General features: G+C 70.2%; 18 protein-coding genes. 1 reads left to right on the forward strand and 17 read right to left on the reverse strand.

Translation table 11 applies throughout. From position 1 onward, the window contains the following. Positions 1-168 precede the first annotated feature (168 nt). The 4 genes from AB0D14_RS16125 to proB all read right to left on the reverse strand — a co-directional run bounded on the left by AB0D14_RS16125 (position 169) and on the right by proB (position 4,143). Positions 169-759 (reverse strand): hypothetical protein, encoded by a 591-nt coding sequence (locus AB0D14_RS16125; protein WP_362779087.1) that lies wholly within the window; start codon positions 757-759, stop codon positions 169-171. 49 nt (positions 760-808) lie between these two features. Continuing rightward, positions 809-2,098 (reverse strand): glutamate-5-semialdehyde dehydrogenase, encoded by a 1,290-nt coding sequence (locus tag AB0D14_RS16130; RefSeq protein ID WP_362779090.1) that lies wholly within the window; start codon positions 2,096-2,098, stop codon positions 809-811. Between the two features lie 176 nt (positions 2,099-2,274). Beyond that, positions 2,275-2,733 (reverse strand): hypothetical protein, encoded by a 459-nt coding sequence (locus AB0D14_RS16135; RefSeq protein ID WP_362779334.1) that lies wholly within the window; start codon positions 2,731-2,733, stop codon positions 2,275-2,277. A gap of 303 nt (positions 2,734-3,036) precedes the next feature. Beyond that, positions 3,037-4,143, reverse strand: a complete 1,107-nt coding sequence (gene proB / locus AB0D14_RS16140) for a glutamate 5-kinase (protein WP_362779092.1) — start codon at positions 4,141-4,143, stop codon at positions 3,037-3,039. A 351-nt stretch (positions 4,144-4,494) separates the two neighbouring features. Between proB and AB0D14_RS16145 the strand changes: the two genes are divergently transcribed. Then, on the forward strand, positions 4,495-6,579 hold the full coding sequence (locus AB0D14_RS16145) for a hypothetical protein (RefSeq protein ID WP_362779095.1): 2,085 nt from the start codon (positions 4,495-4,497) through the stop codon (positions 6,577-6,579). A 215-nt stretch (positions 6,580-6,794) separates the two neighbouring features. On the opposite strand, the gene obgE is transcribed toward AB0D14_RS16145, so the two are convergent. The 13 genes from obgE to mreC form a co-directional block, all read right to left on the reverse strand. After that, positions 6,795-8,234 (reverse strand): GTPase ObgE, encoded by a 1,440-nt coding sequence (obgE, locus tag AB0D14_RS16150; RefSeq protein WP_362779098.1) that lies wholly within the window; start codon positions 8,232-8,234, stop codon positions 6,795-6,797. Positions 8,235-8,393: 159 nt separating this feature from the next. Then, positions 8,394-8,648, reverse strand: a complete 255-nt coding sequence (gene rpmA, locus AB0D14_RS16155; RefSeq protein WP_362779100.1) for a 50S ribosomal protein L27 — start codon at positions 8,646-8,648, stop codon at positions 8,394-8,396. 14 nt (positions 8,649-8,662) lie between these two features. Next, entirely contained in the window at positions 8,663-8,983 is a 321-nt protein-coding gene (gene rplU / locus AB0D14_RS16160; RefSeq protein WP_362779101.1) for a 50S ribosomal protein L21, read from the reverse strand. A gap of 202 nt (positions 8,984-9,185) precedes the next feature. Continuing rightward, positions 9,186-10,532, reverse strand: coding sequence for a phospholipase D-like domain-containing protein (locus tag AB0D14_RS16165; RefSeq protein ID WP_362779104.1), 1,347 nt, complete (start codon positions 10,530-10,532; stop codon positions 9,186-9,188). A gap of 441 nt (positions 10,533-10,973) precedes the next feature. Next, positions 10,974-15,257 carry an Rne/Rng family ribonuclease gene (locus AB0D14_RS16170; RefSeq protein ID WP_362779107.1) on the reverse strand — a complete coding sequence of 1,428 codons (4,284 nt, stop codon included), beginning with the start codon at positions 15,255-15,257 and terminating at the stop codon, positions 10,974-10,976. A gap of 249 nt (positions 15,258-15,506) precedes the next feature. Then, entirely contained in the window at positions 15,507-16,322 is an 816-nt protein-coding gene (locus AB0D14_RS16175) for a TIGR03936 family radical SAM-associated protein (RefSeq protein WP_362779109.1), read from the reverse strand. Positions 16,323-16,458: 136 nt separating this feature from the next. Then, complete coding sequence (locus AB0D14_RS16180; RefSeq protein ID WP_362779112.1) at positions 16,459-17,766, reverse strand: hypothetical protein; 1,308 nt, start codon at positions 17,764-17,766, stop codon at positions 16,459-16,461. Positions 17,767-17,978: 212 nt separating this feature from the next. Then, positions 17,979-19,937, reverse strand: a complete 1,959-nt coding sequence (locus tag AB0D14_RS16185) for a TIGR03960 family B12-binding radical SAM protein (RefSeq protein WP_362779114.1) — start codon at positions 19,935-19,937, stop codon at positions 17,979-17,981. Positions 19,938-20,051: 114 nt separating this feature from the next. Continuing rightward, on the reverse strand, positions 20,052-21,566 hold the full coding sequence (locus AB0D14_RS16190; protein WP_362779116.1) for a CYTH and CHAD domain-containing protein: 1,515 nt from the start codon (positions 21,564-21,566) through the stop codon (positions 20,052-20,054). 106 nt (positions 21,567-21,672) lie between these two features. Further along, positions 21,673-22,872, reverse strand: a complete 1,200-nt coding sequence (rodA, locus tag AB0D14_RS16195; RefSeq protein WP_362779118.1) for a rod shape-determining protein RodA — start codon at positions 22,870-22,872, stop codon at positions 21,673-21,675. Then, positions 22,869-25,124 carry a penicillin-binding protein 2 gene (mrdA, locus tag AB0D14_RS16200; protein WP_362779121.1) on the reverse strand — a complete coding sequence of 752 codons (2,256 nt, stop codon included), beginning with the start codon at positions 25,122-25,124 and terminating at the stop codon, positions 22,869-22,871. The genes rodA and mrdA overlap by 4 nt, the downstream gene beginning before the upstream one ends. 123 nt (positions 25,125-25,247) lie before the next feature. Continuing rightward, entirely contained in the window at positions 25,248-25,919 is a 672-nt protein-coding gene (mreD, locus tag AB0D14_RS16205; protein WP_362779123.1) for a rod shape-determining protein MreD, read from the reverse strand. Between the two features lie 14 nt (positions 25,920-25,933). Continuing rightward, on the reverse strand, positions 25,934-26,878 hold the full coding sequence (gene mreC, locus AB0D14_RS16210; protein WP_362779126.1) for a rod shape-determining protein MreC: 945 nt from the start codon (positions 26,876-26,878) through the stop codon (positions 25,934-25,936). Between the last annotated feature and the right edge of the window lie 29 nt (positions 26,879-26,907).

Genomic DNA, 26,907 nt, shown 5'->3' on the forward strand with positions numbered 1-26,907 from the left:
AGGTTCTCACCAGATGCGCCACAGCGTCCCGGGCCGGCCTCACAGGCTGCGGAAGAGGCTTTTCAAACCTGTTCCGGCGCTGATCTCACGAGATCTGGCGCTGATCTCACGAGATCTCACGGGGCCTCACGGGTCCCCGTGAGGCCTCACGGGGGCTCGCGGAAACCCTCACGGTAAGCGGGGCTCCGCGGAAGCGGCCGGCTGGGAGTAGTCGGCGGAGGCCGAGGGGCCCACACCGCTCCCCTGTTCGAGCCCGGTGGAGGCGGGCGGCGGGGCCTGGTCCCCGCTGCCGGAGGAGGAACCCCGGTAGACCGCCGCGAAAGCCAGCGCGACCATGCCGACGCCCATCACGAGAGCGAGCATCCAGGCCACGGGGCGGTGCCAGCGGGTCTGCTTCCCGTACGTGCCAGGGTCGTTGTAGTCGCCGTGGAGGACGTCTCTGTCGTTCAGGTCGTCCAGATCCGGGTCATGGCCGACATCACCCAGGCCATCGGGGCCGAACCCGTCTTCGTAGAGTTCGTCGTCCCCTCGTACGCCCCGGGCGTGCGCCCGGCGTGCCTCGGCCTCGGAGGCTTCCACTCTCGCCTGTGCCGCGGCCAGGAGGCGCTCGACGGCGGTCGGTTCGTGGACCGTCGCCGCCCGCACGAAGGCCTCGTCGAAGACCACGGAGGCGAACTCTTCGTCCGCACCCCCGCGGTCGCGGTCGTCGTCGGGCTCCCAGCCGTCAGGGAACGGCATGCCCCCCACGTCCTCCGGCACGAATCCAGAGTAAACCGGGGTGGTCAATTTGGGCAGACAGTAGGGAGATTCATCCGCGCCGGATGTGCCCGTCGCCCGTGACGATGTACTTGGTGCTCGTCAGCTCCGGCAGCCCCATCGGCCCCCGCGCGTGCAGCTTCTGCGTGGAGATCCCGATCTCGGCGCCGAAGCCGAACTGACCGCCGTCCGTGAAGCGCGTGGACGCGTTCACGGCCACCGTCGTCGAGTCCACCAGCTGGGTGAAGCGGCGGGCCGCCTGCTGCGAGGTGGTGACGATCGCCTCGGTGTGCCCGGAGGTCCACAGCCGGATGTGGTCGACGGCCCGCTCCAGCGAGTCGACGACGGCCGCCGCGATGTCGTACGACAGGTACTCGGTCTCCCAGTCCTCGATCGTCGCCTCGACGACGGTGGCCTTGGAGCCCTTGGCGTAGGCGAGGACGCGCTCGTCGGCGTGCACGGTGACGCCGGCCGCCGCGAGGGCGTCGAGGGCGCGCGGCAGGAACTCGGGCGCGATGTCCTGGTGGACAAGGAGCGTCTCGGCGGAGTTGCAGACGCTGGGCCGCTGCGCCTTGGAGTTGATCAGGATGTCGATCGCCATGTCGAGGTCGGCGTGCGCGTCCACGTACACATGGCAGTTGCCGGTGCCCGTCTCGATGACCGGGACAGTGGACTCCTGGACGACCGTACGGATCAACGAGGCGCCGCCGCGCGGGATGAGCACGTCGACGAGACCCCGGGCGCGCATCAGCTCCCGTACGGACTCGCGGCTGTCGCCCGGCACGAGCTGGACGGCGTCGGCGGGCAGGCCCGAGCCGCCGACGGCGTCGCGCAGGACGCGGACGAGGGCGGCGTTGGACTCGTACGCCGAGGACGAGCCGCGCAGCAGCACCGCGTTACCGGACTTCAGGCACAGGGCGGCCGCGTCGACCGTCACGTTCGGGCGGGCCTCGTAGATGATGCCGACGACGCCGAGGGGGACACGGACCTGGCGCAGGTCGATGCCGTTCGGGAGGGTCGACCCGCGGACGACCTCGCCGACCGGGTCGGGCAGCGCCACCACGTCGCGCACGTCGGAGGCGATCGCGCGGATCCGCTCGGGGGTGAGCGTGAGCCGGTCGATGACGGTCTCGCTGGTGCCGGCCTCGCGGGCGCGCTCGATGTCCTTGGCATTGGCCTCGACGATCTCGCTCGTACGGACCTCGAGGGCGTCCGCGATCGCGAGCAGCGCGTCGTCCTTCTCGGCCCGGGGCAGCGGAGCGAGATCGGCGGCGGCGCCCTTGGCCCGGTAGGCGGCCTGGGTGACCGGGGACATCGAGTCGTACGGCGAGAGCGTGGTCATATCCCGCAGGGTAGTGCGCCCGCGAGGGGTGTTCAGCCGTTGTCCCACACCGCGAGACAGGTCCTGAAATGACCGTAGAAAGCGTGTACCCCCAGGAACCCCAGAGGTTCAGAGGCCAGAGGTTCAGAGGCCAGAGGTTCGCAGAGAACCAGAGGCCAGGGGTTAAAGGGTAGAGGTTAGAACGGGTGTACGCCGACGGGGGTGGCGGGCAGCGGCCCGTACCCCTCCGCGATCCGCTGGTGGTAGGTCTCGCGGTCGATGACCTCCAGGCCGACGATCTCCCAGGGCGGCAGCTTCGCGGTCTGGCGGTGCTCGCCCCACAGCCGCAGCGCGACCGCAGCCGCGTCGTGCAGGTCGCGGGCCTCCTCCCAGTAACGGATCTCCGCATGGTCGTTGGCGTACCGGCTGGTCAGCAGAAAGGGGTGGTCGTGGGCGAGCTGTTCCAGACCGCGCCTGACCTCTTTCAGCGGGGCTTCACCGCCCGAGACGCTCAGCGTGACGTGCCACAGCCTCGGCAGGTCCTGCGGCTCCTCGGCCTCGTACGTGACACCGGCCGCGACGCTGGTGAGCGCCCGCTCCTCGCCTGCCGCGCGGGAGCCGGCAACACCTCGGGACGCCACCGTCCCAGGGCGCACTCGTCTCACGACGGCCTCCTTTACGCAATGGGTCCGCTCGGACTCCAGGGGGTCTCCCTGAGACAAAGTTGAGCAGGTGGGAACGCGCCGCGTGGCACTTTTACCGAAGGTCCCCCTCCAGGCAGGGGCTTTGTCCGGCGTTCCCCACTGTTTTCGGCCGGGGGCCCGGCCGCCGGTCGCGGCCACGACCGGGCACGGCGCCCCCTGTCGGCCACGGCACCAGGCGTACGCCGGCGTAGGCCTCCCCGACGACCCCGCCGACTCCGCGGGCCCTCACAACGCCTCACAACGCCTCACGGCGTCTCACGGGTGCAGCAGCACCAGATCGTCGCGATGGACGACCTCACGTTCGTACGCGGGGCCCAGCTCGCGGGCCAGTTCGTGCGTGGAGCGCCCGATCAGCTGCGGAATCTCCTTGGCGTCGAAGTTGACCAGGCCCCGGGCGACCGCCCGCCCCGCGCTGTCGCGCAGTTCGACCGGGTCGCCCGCGGTGAAGTCGCCCTCGACGGCCGCGATACCCGCGGGCAGCAGTGACGTACGCCGCTCGACGACCGCGCGCACGGCCCCGTCGTCCAGGACCAGGGCGCCCTGCGGGGTCGACGCGTGCTGGAGCCACAGCAGACGGTCGGCGGAGCGGCGGCCGGTGGCGTGGAAGTAGGTGCCGGTGTCCCTTCCCGCGAGGGCGTCCGCGGCGTGGACGGCACTCGTCAGCACCACCGGAATGCAGGCCGCGGCCGCGATCCGGGCCGCCTCGACCTTGGTGACCATGCCTCCGGTACCGACGCCCGCCCTGCCCGCACTGCCGATGTCGACGTGGGCGAGGTCCGCCGGAGTGCGCACTTCGGCTATCCGCGACGTACCGGGCCTGCTGGGGTCCCCGTCGTACACGCCGTCCACGTCGGAGAGGAGGACCAGCAGGTCGGCGCGGACGAGATGGGCGACGAGGGCCGCGAGTCGGTCGTTGTCACCGAAGCGGATCTCGTCCGTGGCGACGGTGTCGTTCTCGTTGACGACCGGCAGGGCGCCCATCGCGAGGAGCTTGTCGAGGGTGCGGGAGGCGTTGCGGTGGTGGGCGCGGCGGCTCATGTCGTCCGAGGTGAGCAGCACCTGACCGACCCGGATGCCGTAGCGGGCGCAGGACGCGGTGTAGCGGGCGACGAGGAGGCCCTGGCCGACGCTGGCGGCGGCCTGCTGGCGGGCGAGGTCCTTGGGGCGGCGGCGCAGGCCCAGGGGGGCGAGGCCCGCGGCGATGGCACCGGACGAGACGAGGACGACCTCCTTCTCCCCGCCCCGGTGATTCTTGGCGAGTACGTCGACGAGGGCGTCCACGCGGTCTGCGTCGAGGCCTCCGGACGCCGTGGTCAGGGATGAGGAGCCCACCTTGACGACGATTCTGCGGGCTTCCACCACACCCTGCCTGCTTGCCGCCTGCCTAGCCGCTGACACGCTGTACCCCAATGTTCCGACCTGCCCGGTCCGTGCAATCTACGTGACAGTGGGTGGCGGACGCCTTCGTGTTTCGAGGGGCGGACGCGGGGTGGAGGCGAGGTGACGGGCCTGCGGAGGGCGACAAAGGAGCCCCACAGGCTCTCATCGTTTTAAACCCATATCCGGTGATAGTTCTCACGCAAGATTGCTAGGCGGCGCCAGAGGTCATACGGTCAGGGATCGGCCTCTCCCGTACGAGCTGTAGGGAGGTACGGCGAGGCCCGACCTCCACGCTTCCCCCCATCCGCCGCATCCCTTGCAGGAGCCCATTCCGTGCCCTCCGCCGGACTCGCCACCCGCCGCATCGTGCAGCTGTCCGTACTGCTCTCGATGCTCGCGCTCTTCACGGCTCAGATCGTCTCCGCTCTGCTGCCGAACGTCCCGGTGTTCATCGCCGCCAGCGCTGCGGGCCTGACCCTCGACGTGTACTTGCAGTACCGGGATCCCGGCCTGCTCTCGCTGCTCGGCAAGGTCCGCTTCGACGCCACGGTCCGGCAGCTGCTGCGCGACATGCTGATCCTGGTGGGGCTCCTGCGGATCGACGGCGTCAACCCGACGCACGAGCAGGCGCCGCTGCTGGTCGGACTGTGCTTCTTCTACGCCCTGCACTTCGCCTGCCAGGCCGCCGCGATCATGGTCCGCCGCACCCGTACGCTGCCTATCGTCACCCGGAACATCGACGCGTCCGCGCTGCGCCTGACCACCGCGCCGCCGCGCATACTGGCCCGCCGCCCCGGCCACCGGCTGCTCACCTTCTCCGTCCCGACCACGGCCGGCCTGCTGGTCACCGCGGCCACCACGGACGCGTACTGGGGCGCCATCGGCCTCGGGATCGCCCTCGCCCTGATCGGCGGCGGCACGGCCTACCTCGCCACCTGGCTGCTGCCGAAGAAGCGCGCCAAGAGCGACCAGCAGGTCATGGAGTGGCTGGACCAGTGGCTGGCCGACTACCGGCCGACGGTGGCCATGTACTTCTCCGGCGGTACGACCTCCGCGTACCAGGCGAACATGTGGCTCTCCACGGTCTCCGCGGTCGATGCGAAGCCGCTGATCGTGCTCCGCGAGCGGTTCATGGTGCAGAAGATCGAGGCCACCGACGTGCCGGTCATCTGCTTCCCGAAGGTCTCGACGATGTTCTCGCTGGAGAACTCGACGCTGAAGATGATGCTGCACCCCGCCAACGCCGCGAAGACCTCGCAGGCCCTGCGCATCCCCACCGTCAAGCACGCCTTCATCAACCACGGCGAGAGCGACAAGCTCTCCTCCTGCAACCCGTACGCGAAGGCGTACGACGAGGTGTGGGTGGCCGGCCCCGCGGCCCGCGAGCGGTACGAGCTGGCCGAGGTCGGCGTCGAGAACAAGGACATCGTGGAGGTCGGCCGCCCTCAGCTCGCGCCGATCCGCCCGTACTCGGGAGCGCCGACGGGCGCGTTCACGACCGTGCTGTACGCCCCCACCTGGGAGGGCTGGGACGGCAACCCCGGCAACACGTCGGTGGTGCTGGCCGGCGAGAACATCGTGCGGCGGCTGCTGGCCGACGACGGTGTACGGCTCCTCTACAAGCCGCACCCGATGACCGGTTCCGTCGACCTGCGCGCGGGCGCCGCGAACGAGCGCATCAAGGCGATGATCCGCGAGGCCAACACCAAGCGGTCGGGCGCCCGTCCCGACGCCGGTGCCGCCGCCGAACTGGCGCGTCGTACGGCCGAGTTGGACAAGCTGACCTCGACCGACTTCCGGCAGAGCGCCGACGAAATGGAGCGGATGCTGCTCCAGGGCACGCCCCGGGGCAACCGCGAGGCCGCCATCACGGACGCCACGCTGGCCTGGGAGAAGGCGTACTGGGCGTCTCTCCCCGAGTGGGAGCACCAGATCATCACGGAGGCCCGGCCGGCCATTTTCGCCTGCTTCAACCAGGCGGACCTGCTGGTCAGCGATGTCTCGTCGGTCGTCTCCGACTGGCTGTCGAGCGAGAAGCCGTACGCGGTCGCCAACACCTCGGGGATGTCCGAGTCGGCGTTCCGCACGGGGTTCCCGACCGTGTCCGCCGGCGTCGTGCTCGCGCCCGGCGCGGAGGCCGTGCCGACGCTCCTGGAGTCGGTCCGGCGGCCCGAGAAGGACCAGTTCACGGCTGCCCGTGCCGCGCTGAAGGAGCACCTGCTCGGTCCTTCCGACCCGCCGTCGATGGACCGCTTCAACGCGGCGATCGACGACCTGTGCACCAAGGCCGACGAGCGGCGGGTGCGGATGGAGTCGCGGCTCGCCGCGGAGATTCCTTCGCCTCGGTCGGCGAAGGAGGATGCGGCGGAGGAGTCCGCGCAGGATCCGAACGAGGCGGAGGACTCAGTCAACGCGTAGCGGCGTAGCCGCGAAGCCGTGAGCGCTGCCGCGGTGAGCGAGTGAAGTGAAACGAGGGGCCCGGAGATTCTCCGGGCCCCTCGTTCTTGTGGTGCGTGGTGCGTGGTGCGTCGTCGGCTGCGGGGCGGTGGGAACTGCGCGGGCAACCCCCACCGGGTCCGCAGGGAATCCCCCGCCTGCCCTCGGAGGCGCCGAGGGCAGGCGGGGGCAGCCGTTTAGAACGGGTTGAAGTCGTCGTACTCCTGGTCCGAGTCGTCCCGCTCCGCCTGCTTGTCGCGACGGCGCTGCGAGGCAGGTCGCGGCGCGTCGAAGCGGTGGTCCTCGCCACGGCGGCCGAGCATTTCCGCGCCGGCCATGACCGTGGGCTCCCAGTCGAAGACGACGGCGTTCTCCTCGGGGCCGATGGCGACGCCGTCACCCGTGCGGGCGCCCGCCTTCATCAGCGAGGCCTCGACGCCGAGACGGGCAAGGCGGTCGGCGAGGTAGCCGACGGCCTCGTCGTTGCTGAAGTCGGTCTGACGGACCCAGCGCTCCGGCTTCTCACCGCGCACGCGGTAGAGGCCGTCCTCCTCCGGCACCACCGTGAAGCCGGCGTCGTCGACCGCCTTCGGGCGGATGACGATCCGGGTCGCCTCTTCCTTGGGCTTCGCCGCACGGGCCTGGGAGACCAGCTCGGCCAGGGCGAAGGAGAGCTCCTTGAGGCCCGTGTGGGCCACCGCCGAGATCGCGAAGACCTGATAGCCGCGCGCCTCCAGGTCCGGGCGGACCATCTCGGCCAGGTCCTTGCCGTCCGTCACGTCGATCTTGTTCAGGACGACCATCCGCGGCCGGCGGTCGAGACCGCCGCCGTACTGCTTCAGCTCCTCCTCGATGACGTCGAGGTCGGAGACGGGGTCACGGTCCGACTCCAGGGTCGCCGTGTCCAGAACGTGGACCAGCACCTCGCAGCGCTCCACGTGGCGCAGGAACTCCAGCCCCAGGCCCTTGCCCTGGCTGGCCCCCGGGATCAGTCCCGGCACGTCGGCGATCGTGTAGACCGTCGAACCGGCCGTCACGACACCGAGGTTGGGGACGAGCGTGGTGAAGGGGTAGTCGGCGATCTTCGGCTTCGCGGCCGACAGGACCGAGATCAGCGAGGACTTGCCCGCGCTCGGGTAGCCGACCAGCGCCACGTCCGCGACGGTCTTCAGCTCCAGGACGATGTCCTGCATGCCGCCGGGAACGCCCAGCAGCGCGAAGCCCGGAGCCTTACGGCGCGCCGAGGCCAGTGCCGCGTTGCCGAGGCCGCCCCTGCCGCCCTCCGCGGCCACGTACGTCGTGCCGTGGCCCACCATGTCCGCGAGCACGTTGCCGGCCTTGTCCTGGACGACCGTGCCGTCCGGCACCGGCAGAACCAGGTCCTGCCCGTCCTTGCCGGACCGGTTGTCGCCCTCGCCGGGCCTGCCGCTGGTGGCCTTGCGGTGCGGGGAGTGGTGGTAGTCGAGGAGCGTGGTGACGGACTGGTCGACGACCAGGATCACGTCACCGCCACGGCCGCCGGTGCCGCCGTCCGGGCCACCGAGGGGCTTGAACTTCTCCCGGTGGACGGAGGCACAGCCGTGACCTCCGCTACCCGCGGCGACATGCAGCTCGACGCGGTCCACGAAGGTGGTCATGGGATGTGCCTCCAGTTACGTACGGGAAATCTCTCATCGGTGATCACCACGCGGTCGCAGTCGCGGTCGCGGTCACAGTGATCACTACTCAGTTAAAACACGCGAAAGGCGGACCCGCTTCCCGTACGGGAAGTGAGGTCCGCCTCGCGAAAGATCCGGTCAGGCGACCGGAACGATGTTCACGACCTTGCGACCACGGTGCTTGCCGAACTCGACCTCACCGGCGGCCAGCGCGAACAGCGTGTCGTCCTTGCCACGGCCGACCTTCACGCCGGGGTGGAAGTGGGTGCCACGCTGACGGACCAGGATCTCACCGGCGTTGACGAGCTGACCGCCGAAGCGCTTCACGCCGAGCCGCTGAGCATTTGAGTCGCGACCGTTCCGGGTGGACGATGCGCCCTTCTTGTGTGCCATCTCTCCTCAGTCCCTTACTTCGCAGCCGCGGGGATCTCAGTGACCTTGATCGCCGTGTACTGCTGGCGGTGGCCCTGACGACGGCGGTAACCGGTCTTGTTCTTGTAGCGAAGGATGTCGATCTTGACACCCTTGTGGTGATCCACGATCTCGGCCTGGACCTTGATGCCGGCCAGTACCCACGGGTCGCTGGTGACAGCGTCGCCGTCGACAACGAGCAGGGTCGAGAGCTCGACCGTGTCGCCAACCAGGGCGGTGGGAATCTTGTCAACCTCAACGATGTCGCCGACAGCAACCTTGTGCTGTCGACCACCGCTGCGCACGATGGCGTACACGGATCTCTCTTTCGCTCGAAACCGGAATCCCCGCAGTCCAGCCACCGAAGTAAGCAAGCAGGCAGCCTCTCCCGGGGCGCGAGCCGTCGGGAGGAAGAGGTTTACGGGAATGCGGTGCATCACTAAACACACCGAGGGTCAAGGTTACGGGGCCCCGACCTGGGGGTCAAACCGGGCCCCGACCTGGCCGCCTGGACAGGCCCTAGGTGGGCTCGCCGTCCGCGGGCAGCGGCTTCACACCCCTGCACAGGTCCGTGGTGTCCGCGGTCCCCGGGTAGGCGACCCTGGTCACCCGGTCGAAGTGGATCTTGTACATGTCGTGCACGGCGTCGTCGTCGACCTTCACGATCGACTCGTCGTTCTCGCGCAGCGCGGGGCCCGTGTAGTTCCCGGAGCCGGTGAAGCTGATCTTGTTCCTCACGCCGTCGTACATGCCGTCGACGAGGATGTACTTGGAGTGGATGATGTACGGCGCCGCCAGCTTCTGGCCGGGGTTCAGCGGGTCCCGGTCGTCGTTGTAGCAGCGTACGGTCGGGCCCCCCGTGGTGTGCATCTTCTCCCAGGTGCCCTTGGTCCCGCCGCTGCTCTTGGCGCTGTCCGACTCCGCGTAGACGATGCTCACCGAACAGCCGGCCTTCTTCAGCGAGACCAGCTTCTCCGCGATCGCCAACCGCGTGATCTTGAAGATCGCCACCCGGACCTTGGTCGACTGGGTGACACCCGCGGTGTCCTTGTACTTGCAGGTGACGTTGTTGAGCGTCGAGTACACCGTGTCGGTGGCCCGCGTATTGCCCGACCGCGGGAAGAAGTACGCCTTGTAGCGGCCGTTGCTCACCGTGCGGTAGTTCCAGGACTTCCAGTCCCGCGTGACCATCGTGTCGAAGTAGTCCGCGTACGCGTCGTACATCGTCGGGTTGTTCGGCAGCAGCAGCGCGTCGTTGAAGAAGCGGGTGTGCGCGGACGGCGTGGAGTTCGAGGTGGTCTCGACGACCACGTTCGTGGCGCCCTCGACCGCCGAGAACAGCCAGAACTTGTTGTGCATGATCGACTGCCCGAACTGCGGGTCGCCGAGACACGACCTGTTCGCCGGACAGGTCGCGACGTACGAGCCCTGAGTGCGGTCCGTGCCGAGGCCCGAGGCGAGCGTCCCGTACGCGGTGTTGGTCGGGCGGTCGCTGACGCTGGACTCGTCGAGCAGCACCTGCACGTCCACGCCGCGGTCCTTGGCGGCGACGAGCGCGCTGACGACGCCTGCCTCCCAGACGTGGTAGACCGCGACCTTGATCGTGGAGCCGGGCAACGCGGAGTCCGTCAGCTCGATCAGCCGGGTACGGATCGCGGCCTGCTGGTCGGTGGTGCCGAGCGGATCGTTGAAGATCGGCCCCTCGGTCCACGTCGGGTCGGGGACAGCCTCCGCCGTACCCGTCGACGTGACGGCCTGGACGCCCGCCGCGGACAGTACCGTCGCCAGCGCGACGGCCTGGCGGGCTCCCTTGGCCGGCTTCACAGCGCGGTGTCGCCCAGTGCTCTTCAGGCGCACGCGCGCCATGTGTTCCCCTCCCCTGACACGTGCGAGCGTTCTCCCCAACGCGCACCCGCGTGTGCGTACCGATGACTTCGTGTGACGAATTCGTGTGACAACTTCGTGTGATGACTACGTGTGACCGCATGAGTTTTACAGGTAAGCGATCGCGTTCCAAGAGGCGGGGGGTGAATGTGATGGCCCTGTTGCCTCCGAGGCGCTTCCGAAAGCAGGTCACGGTACGTCAAACAGGGCGCCCTGGACGGCAGTTCAGGTAACAGCGCGGGTCGTACGCGCGACGACGGCGCCCCTGCCGGTGGACCGGCCCCTTCCCCCGCCGGGTACGCCGACGCCCCCCGCCCGGCTGGATGACCGCCGGTCGGGGGGCGTCGTGTTCGAGGCTCGCGCCTCGGGTGCTGCTACTCGTGCCTCAGGTGCTACTCGCGCCTCAGGCCGTACTCGAACCCGTCAGCCCTCGTCGGTGGAGGCCGTGACGCCGGACGGCGTCTGCTGCTCCGCCGCCGCGGTCTTCTTCGACGTCGACTTCGCGGCCGTCTTGGCGGTCTTCGTCGCCTTCTTGGCCGTGGTCTTCTTGGCGGCCGTCTTCTTGGCCGCCGCCGGCGTCGTCTTCTTCGCGGCAACCTTCTTGGCGGTCGCCTTCTTGGCCGTCTTGCGGGCCGTCTTCTTGGCCGGAGCCTCGTCGCCCTCGCCGGACGACTCCGCCGATTCCGGCGACGACTCCGCGGGAGCCTCGACCGGCGCCTCGGCTGCCTGCGCCGGGGCTTGCGAGGATGACGACGGGACGACCACGACGGAGGTCTCCGCGGACGAGGCCGGCGCGGTGGCCTTACGGACCGCACGACGCCTCGGACGGGCCGGGGCGGCGCTGTCGGTGCCGGACTGCTCCGTCGGCTCCGTCGACGCCGTCCGCTCCGTTGTGGAGGCAGCCTCGGCGGTCTGCTCCGCCTTCGGCTCGGCGGGCGCGGCAACCGGCTCGGTCACCGTCACCACGGCGTCCTCGGCGGCCTTGGGCGAACCGGCCGGCGCGGACACCTTGCGGGTCGCCCGACGGCGCGTACGGCCCTTGGGGGCGGCGTCGTCGACGACAGGGGCCTCGGCGACGGCCGGAGCCTCGACCACCGGGTCCTCGGCGGCGGCGGGCGCGGCCTGTGCGACCGTGGCCGGCTCCTGCTGCACGGGACGCGCGACCTCGTCCTCCGGGGTCACGGACTGCGCCGTCGGAGCCTCGCTCCGACGCTCGGACCTGTCGGACCCGTCGAACCTGCGGGATTCAGACCTCGGCGTACCGGCCGGGGCGGACGCCCGCCGGCTCGCACGACGACGCGAACGACCACCACGAGTGGCCGCGGCCTCCGCCTCGGCGGCGCTGTTGTAGAGATCCTCGTCCGGTACGAACTCGGGCTCGGGAAGCGCGACGGGCGCGGCAACCTCCGCGGCGACCTCGGCCGCCGTCTCGACGGGCTCGAAGACGTCGGCCGTCTCCGACTCGTACGTGTGCTCGTGCGTGTGCTCGTGCTCGTGGGTCTGCTCGGCACCGCCGCGACCGCGCTTCTTGCGCTTGCCGCCGCCTCCGGCGGAGGTCGGCTGCTCCATGTGCACGATCACGCCACGGCCGTTGCAGTGGACGCAGGTCTCCGAGAACGACTCCAGCAGGCCCTGGCCGACCCGCTTACGGGTCATCTGGACGAGGCCCAGCGAGGTGACCTCGGCCACCTGGTGCTTCGTACGGTCGCGGCCCAGGCACTCCAGGAGGCGTCGCAGCACCAGGTCCCGGTTGGACTCCAGGACCATGTCGATGAAGTCGATGACGACGATGCCGCCGAGGTCGCGCAGCCGCAGCTGGCGCACGATCTCCTCGGCCGCCTCCAGGTTGTTCCTGGTTACCGTCTCTTCGAGGTTGCCGCCCTGACCGGTGAACTTGCCGGTGTTGACGTCGATCACGATCATCGCTTCGGTCTTGTCGATGACCAGCGAACCACCGCTCGGCAGCCAGACCTTGCGGTCAAGCGCCTTGGCGAGCTGCTCGTCGATCCGGTACGTCGCGAAGACGTCGACCTCGGAGGTCCACCTCGACAGCCGGTCGGCCAGGTCGGGCGCGACATGGGCGACGTACCCGTGGATGGTGTCCCACGCCTCGTCACCACTGACGATGACCTTGGTGAAGTCCTCGTTGAAGATGTCCCGGACGACTCGCACGGTCATGTCCGGCTCGCCGTACAGCAGCGTCGGCGCGTTCGAGCTGCCGCCGCTCTTCGCCTTCTTCTGGATGTCCTCCCACTGCGCCTGGAGCCGCTCGACGTCACGGCGCAGCTCGTCCTCGCTCGCGCCCTCGGCGGCGGTGCGCACGATGACACCGGCGTCATCGGGGACGATCTTCTTGAGGATGGTCTTCAGGCGGGCGCGCTCGGTGTCGGGCAGCTTGCGGCTGATGCCGGTCATCGAGCCCTCGGGCACGTAGACCAGGTAGCGGCCGGGCAGCGAGACCTGGCTCGTCAGACGGGCGCCCTTGTGACCCATCGGGTCCTTCGTGACCTGTACGAGGACCGACTGGCCGGACTTCAGGGCGCTCTCGATGCGGCGGGGGCCGTTGGCCATGCCCAGCGCCTCGAAGTTGACCTCACCGGCGTACAGCACCGCGTTGCGGCCCTTGCCGATGTCGATGAAGGCGGCCTCCATCGACGGCAGCACGTTCTGGACCTTGCCCAGGTAGACGTTGCCGACGTACGAGGTCGCCTCCTCCTTGTTGACGTAGTGCTCCACGAGCACGTCGTCCTCAAGGACACCGATCTGCGTGCGCTCGCCGCTCTGACGGACGACCATCACCCGCTCGACGGCCTCACGGCGGGCCAGGAACTCGGCCTCGGTGATGATCGGGACGCGGCGCCGGCCCTGCTCGCGCCCTTCACGGCGGCGCTGCTTCTTGGCTTCGAGGCGGGTCGAGCCCTTGATGGACTGCACCTCGTCCGAGCCGTCGTGCGCCAACCGCTCGTCCTTCTTGCGGGGCTCGCGGACCTTGACGACCGTGCGCTCGGGGTCGCTGTTGCCGACGGGCTCGGCCTCACCGGAGGAGTCACCGGCGCGGCGGCGACGGCGACGACGACGACGGCTGCTGCTGGAGCCGCCGGCGTCCTCGTGCTCGTCCTCCGCGTCCGCGGCGTCCTCTTCGCCCTGCTCGGCGGCGTCCTCGGTGGCCTCGGTGGCCCGGGCACCCTTCTCGCCGCGCTCGGTCTGCTCGCTCTGCTCGCTGCCGAACTCGTCGTCGGCGTCGGCGGACTCGCCACGGCGGCGACGGCGGCCACCACGGCGGCGACGGCGGCGCGAGCCGGTCTCCTCGCCGTCGTCACCGTCGGCGGTGTCCTCGGCGGACTCCTCCTCGGCGGGTTCCTCGGTGACAGGCTCCTGGGCCTCGGGGGCCCGCTCCACCGGCCGCTCCACCGGTGCGGCAGGCTCCTCGGACTTCCTGCGGCGGCGACGGCGCGATCCGCCGGTCTCCTCCTCGACGACCACGGGGGCGGCCTCCTGGACCGGCTCCGTGACGTCCTCGGTCTCCTCGGCGGCCTCTGCCGCGGCGGCGGCCGCGGCACGCTCCGGCGTCTGGAACATGGGCTCGGCGAAGACCGGCGCCTGGAACACGGCGACGGCGGGGCGGGCGGGGCGCCGGCCCGACTCCTCCTCGGCCTGCGCGGCCGTGCGCGGCGCGGGAGCGGAGAAGCCTCCGGCCGCCTTGCGGGTGGCCCGGCGGCGGGCGCGACGCGGGGTGGCGTCCTCGGCGTCGGCGGGGGCCTCGGTCTCGGCGGACCGGTCGTCCTTGGCGGCGGCCACGGGGGCCTCCCTGCGCTCGTCGCGGACAACGGCCTCGGCGGGCTCGGTCGCGGTGGGGGTCGCGGCGCGCTCCGCCTTCGGCTGGGCGGCGCGGCGAGTGGGCTCGGCGGGCGCCTCTACGGGCGCCGCCTGGGTGGTCTCGGTCTCCGCCTGCGGCGCACCCGCGGGAGCGGTGGCCCGACGCGTGGCACGACGACGCCCACGCGGCGCGGGAGCGGCCTCGGCCTCGGCCTCGGCCTCAGCATCGACAGCCGGTGTCTCTTCCACAGCCGGAGCAGCGACAGCAGCAGCCGGTACCTCGGCAGCCTCGTCGGCCACAGGCGCCTCAACGGACACCGGAGCGGCCTCGACAGCAGCCGCCTGCGGCGCACCCGTCGGAGCGGTGGCCCGACGCGTGGCACGACGACGCACACGCGGCGCGGAAGCAGCCTCGGCCTCAACGGGCGATGCCTCTTCCACCGCCGGAGCAGCGACAGCAGCAGCCGGTACCTCGGCGGCCGGCGCGGCGATGGTGGGCCCGGTGGTGTCCGCCGTCTCGGCGGCCTGCGGCGCACCGGTGGGGGCGGACGCCCGGCGCGTGGCGCGACGGCGCGCACGCGGGGCGGGGGCGGTCTCTGCGGCGGATGCCTCTACAAGTACGTCCACGGGCGTCTCGGCGGTCACAGCCGCCTCCTGCGCCTCTGCCGCCGCTTCGGTCTCCGGTGTGTCTTCGGCCGCGAGGTCGGCGGAGCTCACAGCCGGTATGGCCGGCGCCGTGGTCTCTGCCACATCGGCGCTCTCGGCGTTCGCCGAGGGCGGCCCCGCGGGGCGTGAAGCGGCGCGACGGCGCCGGCGTGGCGGCAGCGTGTCGCTGGGGGTGTCGTTGTCGGAGCCCTTCAAGGGCTCGGTGGGTTCGGTCGGCTCAAGCATGCGGGTGGATCTCCCGTCAGGCTCCCGGGCGCCGCAGATCCGGTGACGTCCGCGGCTCGCGCGTTGCGCGGTGCCGCCGTCCGGGGCGCGGGCGCCGCACGGGAGCTCTCTGTGTCCTGTCTCGCCGGTTCCGTACGCCATGTGTGCGTACGGCCTGGCGAAAGTCTTCTGGTCGGTGCGCTGCCCGACCCAGGTGGCTCCCGGATACAAGGGCGGCGCTTCGACGTCCGTCCCTACGCGGGACCTTCCTTACGCCGACGCCTTCGCGGTGGCAGCCGCGGTGTCTCCGGAGAAAACCGGAGAGGATGCTGCTGCCTCGCGGTCGGGCGCGAGTGGGTCGGTCACCGTGCCGGTCTCTTCATCGAAAAGCCCCTGCGCCAGCCTGGTCACCGCTGCGGGGACCGGCGGCGCCAGGTCGGCCACAGCTCGGAGACCGGACAGAACGTCGTCGGGTCGAACGGCAGGCGTCACGTGCCGAACAACCAGCCGCAGTATCGCACAAGCCTGGTCGGTCGGCCTATCAGCCTGGGGATCATGTGCGTCCGGCTGCGCACTGGGCGCCTCCGGCTGTGCACTGTGAGCCTTCAGACTGGCGACAGCGCCACGGGCGTCGAACGTACGCATCCCGTTCTTCGCCTTGCGCTGCACCTCGACGGTCTCGGCCGCCGTGAAGGCGTCGACCGCCCGCTCCGCGTCCTCGGGAGACACGCCGTCGAGGCGCAGCTCCCACACGGACGCGGTGAGCCGGTCGGCGAGACCCGACGTACGGGCCTCCACCGCGTCGATGATGTCGAGCCCGACGGGCATCGACTCGTCGAGGAGCTCGCGCAGCTTGTCGGGATCGCGCGCGTCGGTGAGCGCGATCTCCAGGTACTCGGCCTCACTGCCCGTGCCGGTGGGTGCGGCATTGGCGTACGACACCTTCGGGTGCGGCGTGAACCCAGCCGAGTACGCCATGGGCACCTCGGCTCGGCGCAACGCGCGCTCGAAGGCACGCTGGAAGTCACGGTGGCTGGTGAACCGGAGGCGGCCGCGCTTGGTGTAGCGCAGTCGGATGCGCTGCACCGCGGGTGCGGGCGGCGGGCCTTCGGGCTGTCGCTTGCCCAGTGTCGCTCAGTCCTTCGTGAGTTGCGGTCGTACTACTACCTAGAGTACGTGTCCCGGCGCCCGCCGGTTCCCCACAGGAGCGGTCCGGCGCGCATTACAGGGACGCGTCGGGCTTGACCAGGCGCCCCGGCTCCGGCTCGCTCCGGGGTCCGGCCAGGGGCACAGGCTCGGGCTCGCGCGGGGCCCCGAACACCATGCGCCGGATGTCGGCCCTGGTCTGCCGTGCCGTCTCCCGGGCGCTCGCCAGGGCCTGCCGGGTGGCGCGCCCCACGCTCCGGGCGGCCTCCGCCACGGGCCGCCAGAAAGCGTCCCGCACGAGATGCCCCAGAGGAGTGAGCACGCTCTGGTACGCCCATCGCACCGGCTCGATGAAGATCCACCGGAAGAGTCGCCCGAGGAACCGCCCGACTGCCAGCGACACGTAGCCCGCGACCCGCCACGCGTGCCCCACGGCCCCGCCGATCTCCCGCGCGACGACGGCGATGCCGCGTCCGACCGGGGCGAGCACCCAGCGCCACAGGGCGACGGCGGGTACGACGAAGATCCACCGCAAGAGTGTCCCCACGACCATGGCGAGCCAGACCACCACGGCGCGGACCCCCCGGCCCACCCACGTCAGTCCGGCCCACACCCCTCCGCCCACCCATGTCATGCCGGCCCACAACCCTCCGGCGATCCATGTGATGCCGACCCACATCCCACGAGCGACCCACACAACACCCGCCCACGCCCCAAGAGCGACCCACACAACACCGGCCCACAATCCGCGGGAAACCCACACCGCGCCGCCCCACACCCCCTTGGTGATCCAGGCGATGCCCCGCCCGGTCGGCGCGAGCAGAGCCCGGTACAGCCAGCCCGTCGGGGCGACCACCGACATCCGCCACAGCCAGGCGCAGCCGGCTCCGAGCCCCCGCAGCGTCCACACGACGCCGTGGCCGAGGGGCGTCAGCACCCGCTCATACAGCCACCGGGCGGGGACGACGAGCAGCACGTGCCCGAGCCAGGCCAGCGCCCGCCCCACCGGCACGGCCACGTAACGCCACAGCCCCACCCACGGCCACACGAACACCAGCCGGCCCAGCCACATCAGTGCGTAACTGAGTCCGGTCAGCAGCCACCCGACGACGGTCGCGATGCCTTCCACCAACCACACGACGGCCCGTCCGACCGGCGCGAACACCCACATGAGAGCCCGGCCGAACGGCCGGAACAGCGTGTCCTTGAGGAACCGGCCACCGACGACCAGCGCGTCCCACGCCATCCGCACGGGCACGATCAGCACGAACACCACGATCCGCACCGGAATACGGATGGCGACGGCGAGGCACCCCTCGGGAGCGGCGTCCCGCTGCCGCGCGGGCGTACGGGAGGTGGCGGACGGCTCGGGCAGTTCGGGCACCCCAGGTGCCCCAACTTTCCCAAGGTCCCCAGGCGTCCCAGTTGTCCCGGGTGGCGCGGACTGCGGCGTTTTCTCCAGGTCCATATTCACCAGGACGCGTCAGCGGCCGGTACGGATCCAAAACCGCGGCTTTCCTCCGCGTGGGCCGCATTCCGTAACCGACGCAGCCGCCGAAGTCGCGCAGCCGCGGAGCCAGCCGGTCGTGACGCCGGTCAGTGAACGTGTCCGCTTGCCGTGGGCGTCTTGACCGTCAGCGGCAACAGCTTCTTGCCCGTCGGGCCGACCTGAATGTCGAGGTCGAGCTGCGGGCACACCCCGCAGTCGAAGCACGGCGTCCAGCGGCAGTCGTCGACCTCGGTCTCGTCGAGTGCGTCCTGCCAGTCCTCCCAGAGCCAGTCCTTGTCGAGGCCCGAGTCGAGGTGGTCCCAGGGCAGGACCTCCTCGTAGGTGCGCTCGCGGGTGGTGTACCAGCCGACGTCCACGCCGAAGGCGGGGAGCGTCTTGTCGGCGCAGCGCATCCAGCGGTCGTACGAGAAGTGCTCGCGCCAGCCGTCGAAGCGGCCGCCGTCCTCGTAGACGGCGCGGATGACGGAGCCGATGCGGCGGTCACCGCGGGAGAGCAGGCCCTCGACGATGCCGGGCTTGCCGTCGTGGTAGCGGAAGCCGATGGAGCGGCCGTACTTCTTGTCGCCTCGGATCCGGTCGCGGAGCTTGGTCAGGCGGGCGTCCGTCTCCTCGGCCGACAGCTGCGGGGACCACTGGAACGGCGTGTGGGGCTTCGGGACGAAGCCACCGATGGACACCGTGCAGCGGATGTCGTTCTGGCCGGAGACCTTGCGGCCCTCGGCGATCACCTTCATCGCCATGTCCGCGATCTGGAGGACGTCCTCGTCGGTCTCGGTGGGCAGGCCGCACATGAAGTACAGCTTCACCTGGCGCCAGCCGTTGCCGTACGCCGTCGAGACCGTCCGGATCAGGTCCTCTTCCGAGACCATCTTGTTGATGACCTTGCGCAGGCGCTCGGAGCCGCCCTCGGGGGCGAAGGTCAGACCGGAGCGACGGCCGTTGCGGGTCAGCTCGTTGGCCAGGTCGACGTTGAACGCGTCGACGCGGGTGGAGGGGAGGGACAGGCCGACCTTGTCCTCCTCGTACCGGTCCGCCAGGCCCTTGGCGATGTCGCCGATCTCCGAGTGGTCCGCCGAGGAGAGGGAGAGCAGGCCCACCTCTTCGAAGCCGGTGGCCTTGAGGCCCTTGTCGACCATCTCGCCGATGCCCGTGATGGAGCGCTCACGGACCGGGCGGGTGATCATGCCCGCCTGGCAGAAGCGGCAGCCTCGGGTGCAGCCGCGGAAGATCTCCACCGACATGCGCTCGTGGACCGTCTCCGCGAGCGGGACGAGGGGCTGCTTCGGGTAGGGCCACTCGTCCAGGTCCATGACCGTGTGCTTGGACACACGCCACGGGACACCCGACTTGTTGGGGACCATGCGGGCGATACGGCCGTCCGGCAGGTACTCGACGTCGTAGAACGCCGGGATGTACACGCCGCCCGTCTTCGCGAGGCGGAAGAGGACCTCCTCGCGGCCGCCGGGGCGGCCCTCCGCCTTCCAGGCGCGGATGATCTCGGTCATGTCGAGCACGGCCTGCTCGCCGTCGCCGATGACCGCCGCGTCGATGAACTCGGCGATCGGCTCGGGGTTGAAGGCGGCGTGGCCGCCGGCCAGCACGATCGGGTCGTCGAGACCGCGGTCCTTCGACTCCAGCGGGATGCCGGCGAGGTCGAGCGCGGTCAGCATGTTCGTGTAGCCGAGTTCCGTGGAGAAGCTCAGCCCGAACACGTCGAAGGCCTTCACCGGCCGGTGTCCGTCGACCGTGAACTGGGGGACGCCGTGCTCGCGCATCAGCGCCTCAAGGTCCGGCCAGACACTGTAGGTGCGCTCGGCGAGCACGCCCTCGCGCTCGTTCAGGACCTCGTAGAGGATCATGACGCCCTGGTTGGGCAGTCCGACCTCGTACGCGTCCGGGTACATCAGCGCCCAGCGGACGTCGCAGTCCTCCCAGGGCTTGACCGTGGAGTTGAGCTCTCCGCCGACGTACTGAATCGGCTTCTGCACATGCGGGAGCAGAGCTTCGAGCTGTGGAAAGACCGATACAGCGGATTCGGCAGGCATCTCGCGAACTTTCGTGAGCTGAGAAGGGGTGATTGTCCAGCCTAACGTGCTCGCGGGCACCCCCCGCCCGCTTCCCCGAGTCCCTCGCACCAGCCGGTGCCGCCGACCGGCCACTCAGACAGCCGTTCGGCTCCTGATCGTCTCCCACGTTTCCGGCAGCCCGGCCTCCACGGACGCGGCGTTGCGCTCCTCGCGCCCGTACAGGACCCCGTACGTGAAGCCGTTCTCCCCCGCCGCGTGCGCCTGGGTCGCCAGGTCGCGCAGTGCCAGTCTGGCCATCACGCTGTCCTGGTGCTCACCGAGCAGGCCCTGGAGGGATTTCATGTCGCCCACCAGGTTCTTCGCGGGCTTTCCGAGTACGGGGGCGGCGAGTTCGGCCGCGTAACGGGTGCGCTTGGCCTTCTTGCGGGCCTCGTGGATCGCGAGGTCGCGGCCCTCGCCGGACGGCAGGTCGACGGCCGCCCCCACCAGGCCGGACAGCTTGTCGAAGTCCTTGCGCACCGTCTTGGTGATCGCCTTCTCCGTGGTGTCCGCGGCGGCCCTGAGCAGTGGCGGGGTGGCGAGGAGCGCGTCGAGGGAGACGAGGAGGTTCAGGTAGCGGCCGCCGTCCAGGACCGCGATCAGTCGGCGCCGTGAGCCGGAGCGGCGGGCCCCCGCCCAGGTGCGCAGGCGGCCGCGGACGGGGCCGGCGAGCAGGGAGCGCGGCAGGTCGCCGAGGGCCGCCGTGAGGCGCTCGGTGAGGACCTCCTGGTCGCGGTCGACGCCCAGCTCCCCCGCCAGCCACTTCAGTTCGTCGCGGATCGGGTCGGTGACGGCCCGGTCCAGGATGGTGCCGTACGAGCGGAACGTGCTGCGCAGCCTGCGGGTGGCGACGCGCATGCTGTGCACGGCGTCGTGGACGTCCCGCCGGACGGCCGGGTCGAGCTCGACGATCGCCTCGCGCTGGGCTCGGAGGTACGTGAGGACGTGGTCGCCCGCGGTGACCGGCGCGGCCTCCACGACGGCTTCCTTGCGCGGTTTGCGGCCCGTCTCGCCCAGGGCCCTGGCCAGTTTTGACGAGGACTTGGAGCGGGAGACGCCGGCCTTGCGCAGTTTCTTCTCGACCTTGTCGAGGAAGGCGGGGTCGCCCTCGTCCGCCAGTTCGACCTCGATCTCGGTCCACTGGGCGGTGCCGTCACCGCCGCTGAGCCGCTCGGCCCGTACGCGGTCGACGCTGATCTCGGCGAGCAGGCCCCCGGCTTCGTCGACGAGGTGGCGGACGTCGCGGGCCGACAGCAGCCGTACGACGGGGACCAGTTCGGCGTCGCGCACCCGGGAGCGGACGAGTCCGGTGAGGGTGTGGGGCACCGTGTCGGACAGCGGGGCGTGGATCTCGTCCCGTACGCCGTCGGAGACCGGGAGTTTCAGGTGCCAGCCCGCGTCGTCGCCACCGGTACGGCGGCGCAGGGTGAGTGACGCGGCGGCGAGGCGTTGGTCGGCCGTGTCGTAGTAGGTCGCGTCGAGTTCGGCGACGCCCTTGTCGATGACGGCCGAGACGCCCGGCACACGCGTCAGGTCCGGCAAATCCGACAGTCCGGCATTCGCATCGGCTTCGTACTTACGCTCGATCTCCCGCTTGGTGTCCGCCATGACCTGAATCTAGGCCCCGAAAGGGGGGCGGGGAACTGCGCGCTCAGCCATGACCGGCCTGCACGCGAATAAACCCGCGCCCCTCCGGGCGGACCCGGTGGAACGGCTACGCCGACATGGGCCGCTGCACCCTGATCGACTGCAGCAGTCCCACCGCCACCCACACCGCGAACATCGACGAACCTCCGTACGAGACGAAGGGCAGTGGGAGACCCGCGACCGGCATGATGCCGAGGGTCATTCCGACGTTCTCGAACGCCTGGAAGGCGAACCAGGCGATGATTCCGGCGGCGACGATCGTGCCGTACAGCTCGGTCGTCTCGCGGGCGATGCGGCAGGCCCGCCACAGGACGACGCCGAGCAGGAGCAGGATGAGCCCGGCCCCCACGAAGCCGAGTTCCTCGCCTGCGACCGTGAAGACGAAGTCCGTCTGCTGCTCGGGCACGAACTGGCCGGTGGTCTGCGAGCCCTTGCCGAGACCGGTGCCGAACAGGCCGCCGGAGCCGATCGCGATCCGTGCCTGGTTGGTGTTGTAGCCGACGCCCGCCGGGTCCAGTTCGGGGTTGGCGAACGCGGCGAAGCGGTTGATCTGGTACTCGTCGAGGATCCCGAGCTGCCAGACCGCGATCGCCCCGAGCGCGCCCGTCCCGATCAGGCCGAAGATCCAGCGGTTGGAGGCGCCGGAGGCGAGCAGCACACCGAGCACGATGATCACCATGACCATGACCGAACCGAGGTCGGGCATGAGCAGGACGACGAGTATCGGTACGACGGCCAGGCCGAGCGCCTGTAGGACCGTGCGGTGGTCGGGGTGCGGTTTGTCGCCGGCGTCGACCCGGGCCGCGAGCAGCATCGCCATGCCCAGGATGATCGTGATCTTCACGAACTCGGAGGGCTGGAGCGAGAAGCCGCCACCGACGACGATCCACGCGTGGGCGCCGTTGATGGTCGCGCCGAGCGGGGTCAGCACCAGCAGGACCAGGAAGACGGAGATCCCGTACAGGATCGGTACGGCCGTGCGCAGGTTGCGGTGGCCGAGCCAGACCGTGCCGATCATCAGGGCGAAGCCGATGCCCGTGTTGAGCAGATGCCGGAACAGGAAGTAGTACGGGTCGCCCTGGTTGAGCTCGGTGCGGTTGCGGGTCGCCGAGTAGACGAGGGCCGCGCCGATCACGGAGAGCGCGATGGCCGCGAACAGTATCGGCCAGTCGAGTCTGCGGGCCAGCGAGTCGCGGGCGAACACCCGCGTCCAGCTGCCGCGTTCGGGTCCGTATCCGGAGACGGAGAAGCCGTTCGCGCCGGTCATACGAGCGCCCTCCGCCTCTTCCTCGGGCGGGCCGAGCGCCTGCGGTTGTCCCGGTTGTTGCCCGTGTTGGGGTTGGGCACGGCGGCGGCCGGGTTGTCGCCCGCCGTCTGCTGCTGTCCCTCCTCGGTGGCCTGCTCCTCCGCCTTCGGCGGGTACACCTCGGCCTTCGGGGAGTCGATCGACCCGTCCTTCTCGATCTTCGGCAGGTTCTTCTGCGGCGTGGCGAGCAGGGCCTTCTTCTTGTCGATCTTGCCGTCCTCGGAGACTCCGTACAGCGCGTTGTAGATCTTGCGCACGGCGGGGCCCGAGGCGCCGGAACCCGTACCACCCTGGGAGATGGTCATGATGACCGTGTAGTCCTTGGTGTATGTCGCGAACCACGAGGTCGTCTGCTTGCCGTAGACCTCGGCCGTACCCGTCTTGGCGTGCATCGGGACCTCGTCCTGCGGCCAGCCTTCGAACCTCCAGGCGGCCGTACCGCGGGTCGCGACTCCCTCCAGGGCACCGTCTATGGCGTCGCGGGTCGTCTTCGTCATCGGCAGCTTGCCGTGCGACTTCGGCTCGATCTCCTGGACGGACTTGCCGTCCGGGCTGACGACCGCCTTGCCGACGGTCGGGTCGTAGAGCGTGCCGCCGTTGGAGATGGCCCCGTAGATCGTCGCCATCTGGATCGGCGTGACGAGCGTGTCGCCCTGGCCGATCGAGTAGTTGACGGAGTCACCGGCGCGCATCCTGTTGCCTTCGAGGCAGTTCTCGTACGCGATCTGCTGGGCGTACGAGCCGCCCTTCTTGCCGTACTTGCACCAGGCGTCCTTGTTGGCCTTCCAGTAGTCCTGCTTCCACTTGCGGTCGGGGACGCGGCCGGTGACCTCGTTCGGCAGGTCGATGCCGGTCTCCTTGCCGAGGCCGAACTGGTGGGCCGTCTTGTAGAACCAGTTCTTTGCGTTCTTGTTCGGCTTGATGCCGCCGTCCTTCTTCCACTCCGCGTGGGAGAGGCCGTAGAAGACGGTGTCGCAGGAGACCTCCAGGGCGCGGCCGAGGCTGATCGGGCCGTATCCCTTGGACTCGAAGTTCTTGAAGACCTGGCCGCCGATGGAGTACGAGGCGCCGCACTGGTAGGGGCCGTCGAAGGAGTAGCCGGCGTTTATGGCGGCGGCTGTCGGGACGACCTTGAAGATCGAGCCGGGGGCCGACTGACCCTGGATCGCGCGGTTCAGGAGCGGGTAGTTGGAGTCCTTGCCGGTGAGCCTCGTGTAGTCCTTGCCGGAGATCCCGCCGACCCAGGCGTTCGGGTCGTACGACGGGTTGGACGCCATCGACACGACCCGGCCGGTCTTGGCCTCCATGACGACCACGGCACCGGAGTCGGCCTTGTAGTTCACGCCGGTGTTCCGGTCGATCTCCTTGCGGGCGGTCTTCATCGCCTCGTTCAGCTCGTACTCGGCGACGCGCTGGACGCGGGAGTCGATGCTGGTGACGACGTTCGCGCCGGGCTCGGCCTCGTCGCTCTTGGCCTGGCCGATGACCCGGCCGAGGTTGTCGACCTCGTAGCGGGTGACGCCGGCCTTGCCGCGCAACGCCTTGTCGTACTGGCGCTCCAGGCCCGAGCGGCCCACCTGGTCGGAGCGCAGGTACGGCGAGTCGGTGTTCTCGGCCTTGGTGATCTCCGTGTCGGTGACGGGCGAGAGGTAGCCGAGGACCTGCGCGGTGTTGGCCTTGCCGGGGGCGGCGTAACGGCGGACGGCCTGCGGCTCCGCGGAGATACCGGGGAAGTCCTCGGCGCGCTCGCGGATCTGCAGTGCCTGCTTGGGCGTGGCCTCGTCGGTGATGGGGATCGGCTGGTAGGGGGAGCCGTTCCAGCAGGGCTGCGGGGTCTTCGCGTCGCACAGCCGGACCTTGTCCAGCACGTCCGCGGCCTTCATGCCGAGGACGTCCGCGAGCTTGGTGAGGACGGCGTCGCCGTCGTCCTCCATCTTCAGCAGGTCGGTCCGGGACGCGGAGACCACGAGCCGGGTCTCGTTGTCGGCGATCGGCACCCCGCGGGCGTCCAGGATCGAACCGCGCACGGCGGGGCTGACGACCTGCTGGACGTGGTTGCCGGAGGCTTCCTTGGCGTACTCGTCGCCGTTGCGGATCTGGAGGTACCAGAGGCGCCCGCCGAGGGTGCCCAGGAGGGACAGTACGAGGATCTGGATGACGATGAGCCGGATCTGGACCCGTGGGGTCCGGCCGGTCTCCGGAATATTGGTCACTGCTCCCCCTCCCTCAGCTCGTTCGGTGTGCTGTGGTCGTACGGCTCGTACGGCTCGTACTGCCCATGCGGCTCATACGGTTCGTACTGCTCGTTCGGTGTGCTGTTGTCGTGAGCGCCGGTGTCACAGCCGCTTGACCCCCTTGATGCGTCCCGCGCGGGCCACCCGGGCCTTCGCGGCCCGCACTCTCAGTCCCCCGCGCTGGCTGCCGATGCGCAGGCCCGTGCCGGAGGCCAGCCAGCCCGCGGCGACGTCGGCCGACTTCCCTGAACCGTTGGCCTCTGCGAGCGGATCGTTCTCGGCGCGCCGGGCCAGGGCCATGATCCCGGGGACCACGAACGGGGCGAGCAGCAGGTCGTACAGGGCGGCCGTGAACAGCAGGTTGCCGAGGCCGACGTGGCGGGCGGCGGTGTCGCCGACGAGGGCGCCCACTCCGGCGTACAGGAGTGTGGAGCCGACCGCGGCGGCCACCACCACGGCCATGGGGCCCGTCGCGGACTTGAGCTGGCCGTTGTCGGGCTTGGCGAGTCCGACGAGGTAGCCGATGACGCACAGCACGAGGGCGTAGCGCCCGGCGGCGTGGTCGGCGGGCGGGGCCAGGTCGGCGAGCAGGCCCGCGCCGAAGCCGACGAGGGCGCCTCCGACGTGGCCGTAGACCAGGGCGAGGCCGAGGACGGTGAGCAGCAGGAGGTCCGGTACGGCGCCCGGCAGGTGCAGCCGGGCCAGGACGCTGACCTGGATCACCAGGGCGACGATCACCAGGGCGGCGGAGAGCAGCATTCGGTTGAAGCGCATGGGGAACTCAGCTCCTACTGCTCTTGCTGCACGCCGTCGGCGGGCGCGCCGGCCGACGGCGTGACCGTCACGGTCACGGTCGGCGTGGGCGTTGGCTTGGGTTTGGGCGGCAGCACCTCGTCGCGCGGGTCCTTGCGCGGGGCCTGGACGACGACGCCGACGATGTCGAGCTTGGAGAAGGACGCGAACGGCGTGACGTAGATCGTGCGGGTCAGGTCGCCGCCGGACGGGTCGACGCGGGAGACCAGGCCGACGGGAACACCGGGCACGAACGGCTTGTCGGCCTGGGAGCCGAAGGTGACCAGCCGGTCGCCCTTCTTGATCTTGGCCTTGCCGTTGAGCAGTTCCACGCGCAGCGGGCGGTCGCCCTGGCCGGAGGCGAAGCCGAGCTCGTCGCTGGACTCCATGCGCGTACCGACCGTGAAGTCGGGGTCGTTGGCGAGCAGCACGGTGGCGGTGCCGGGGCCCACGGTGGTGACGCGCCCGACCAGTCCGTCTCCGTTGAGGACGGTCATGTCGCGCTTGATGCCGTCGTTCGCGCCGGCGTCGATGGTGACGGTCCAGGAGAAGCCCTGGGCCGCCCCTATGGCGATGACCTCGGCGCCCTTGATGCCGTACTGCCCGGCGCCTGCCGTCTTGAGGATCTTGTCGAGCTGTTTGACGCGGCTGCGGTTACGGTCGTCACTGCCCAGTTTCGCCTTCAACCCGGCGTTGTCCCGCTCGAGTTGGGCGACGCGGCTGTGGCGGCCACCGGAGTCCTTCACGGCCTGGATCGCGTTGCCGACGGGGTCGACGGCGGTCGACACCCCGTCCTCGATCGGGCCGAAGACCGTGGCGGCGCCACGGCGGGCACCGTCGACCGGGGAGTCCTCACCACCGCGGATGTCCACCGTGATCAAAGCGAACGCGATGGCGATCAGCAGCACCAGGAGCAGCCGGCTCTCTCGTGTGTCCCTCACGTGCGGCGGCCGTGCCTTCCTCGTCGGAA

Origin of the sequence: Streptomyces sp. NPDC048484 (assembly GCF_040651415.1) — a bacterium.
In the GTDB taxonomy this organism is placed as follows: Bacteria; Actinomycetota; Actinomycetes; order Streptomycetales; family Streptomycetaceae; genus Streptomyces.

Coding starts and splice junctions, on each gene's coding strand:
- rpmA (WP_362779100.1), bottom strand. CDS start 8,648: ATGGCACACAAGAAGGGCGCATCGTCCACCCGGAACGGTCGCGACTCA.
- AB0D14_RS16185 (WP_362779114.1), bottom strand. CDS start 19,937: ATGCCTGCCGAATCCGCTGTATCGGTCTTTCCACAGCTCGAAGCTCTG.
- AB0D14_RS16170 (WP_362779107.1), bottom strand. CDS start 15,257: ATGCTTGAGCCGACCGAACCCACCGAGCCCTTGAAGGGCTCCGACAAC.
- AB0D14_RS16190 (WP_362779116.1), bottom strand. CDS start 21,566: ATGGCGGACACCAAGCGGGAGATCGAGCGTAAGTACGAAGCCGATGCG.
- AB0D14_RS16165 (WP_362779104.1), bottom strand. CDS start 10,532: ATGGCGCGCGTGCGCCTGAAGAGCACTGGGCGACACCGCGCTGTGAAG.
- rodA (WP_362779118.1), bottom strand. CDS start 22,872: ATGACCGGCGCGAACGGCTTCTCCGTCTCCGGATACGGACCCGAACGC.
- AB0D14_RS16130 (WP_362779090.1), bottom strand. CDS start 2,098: ATGACCACGCTCTCGCCGTACGACTCGATGTCCCCGGTCACCCAGGCC.
- mreD (WP_362779123.1), bottom strand. CDS start 25,919: ATGCGCTTCAACCGAATGCTGCTCTCCGCCGCCCTGGTGATCGTCGCC.
- obgE (WP_362779098.1), bottom strand. CDS start 8,234: ATGACCACCTTCGTGGACCGCGTCGAGCTGCATGTCGCCGCGGGTAGC.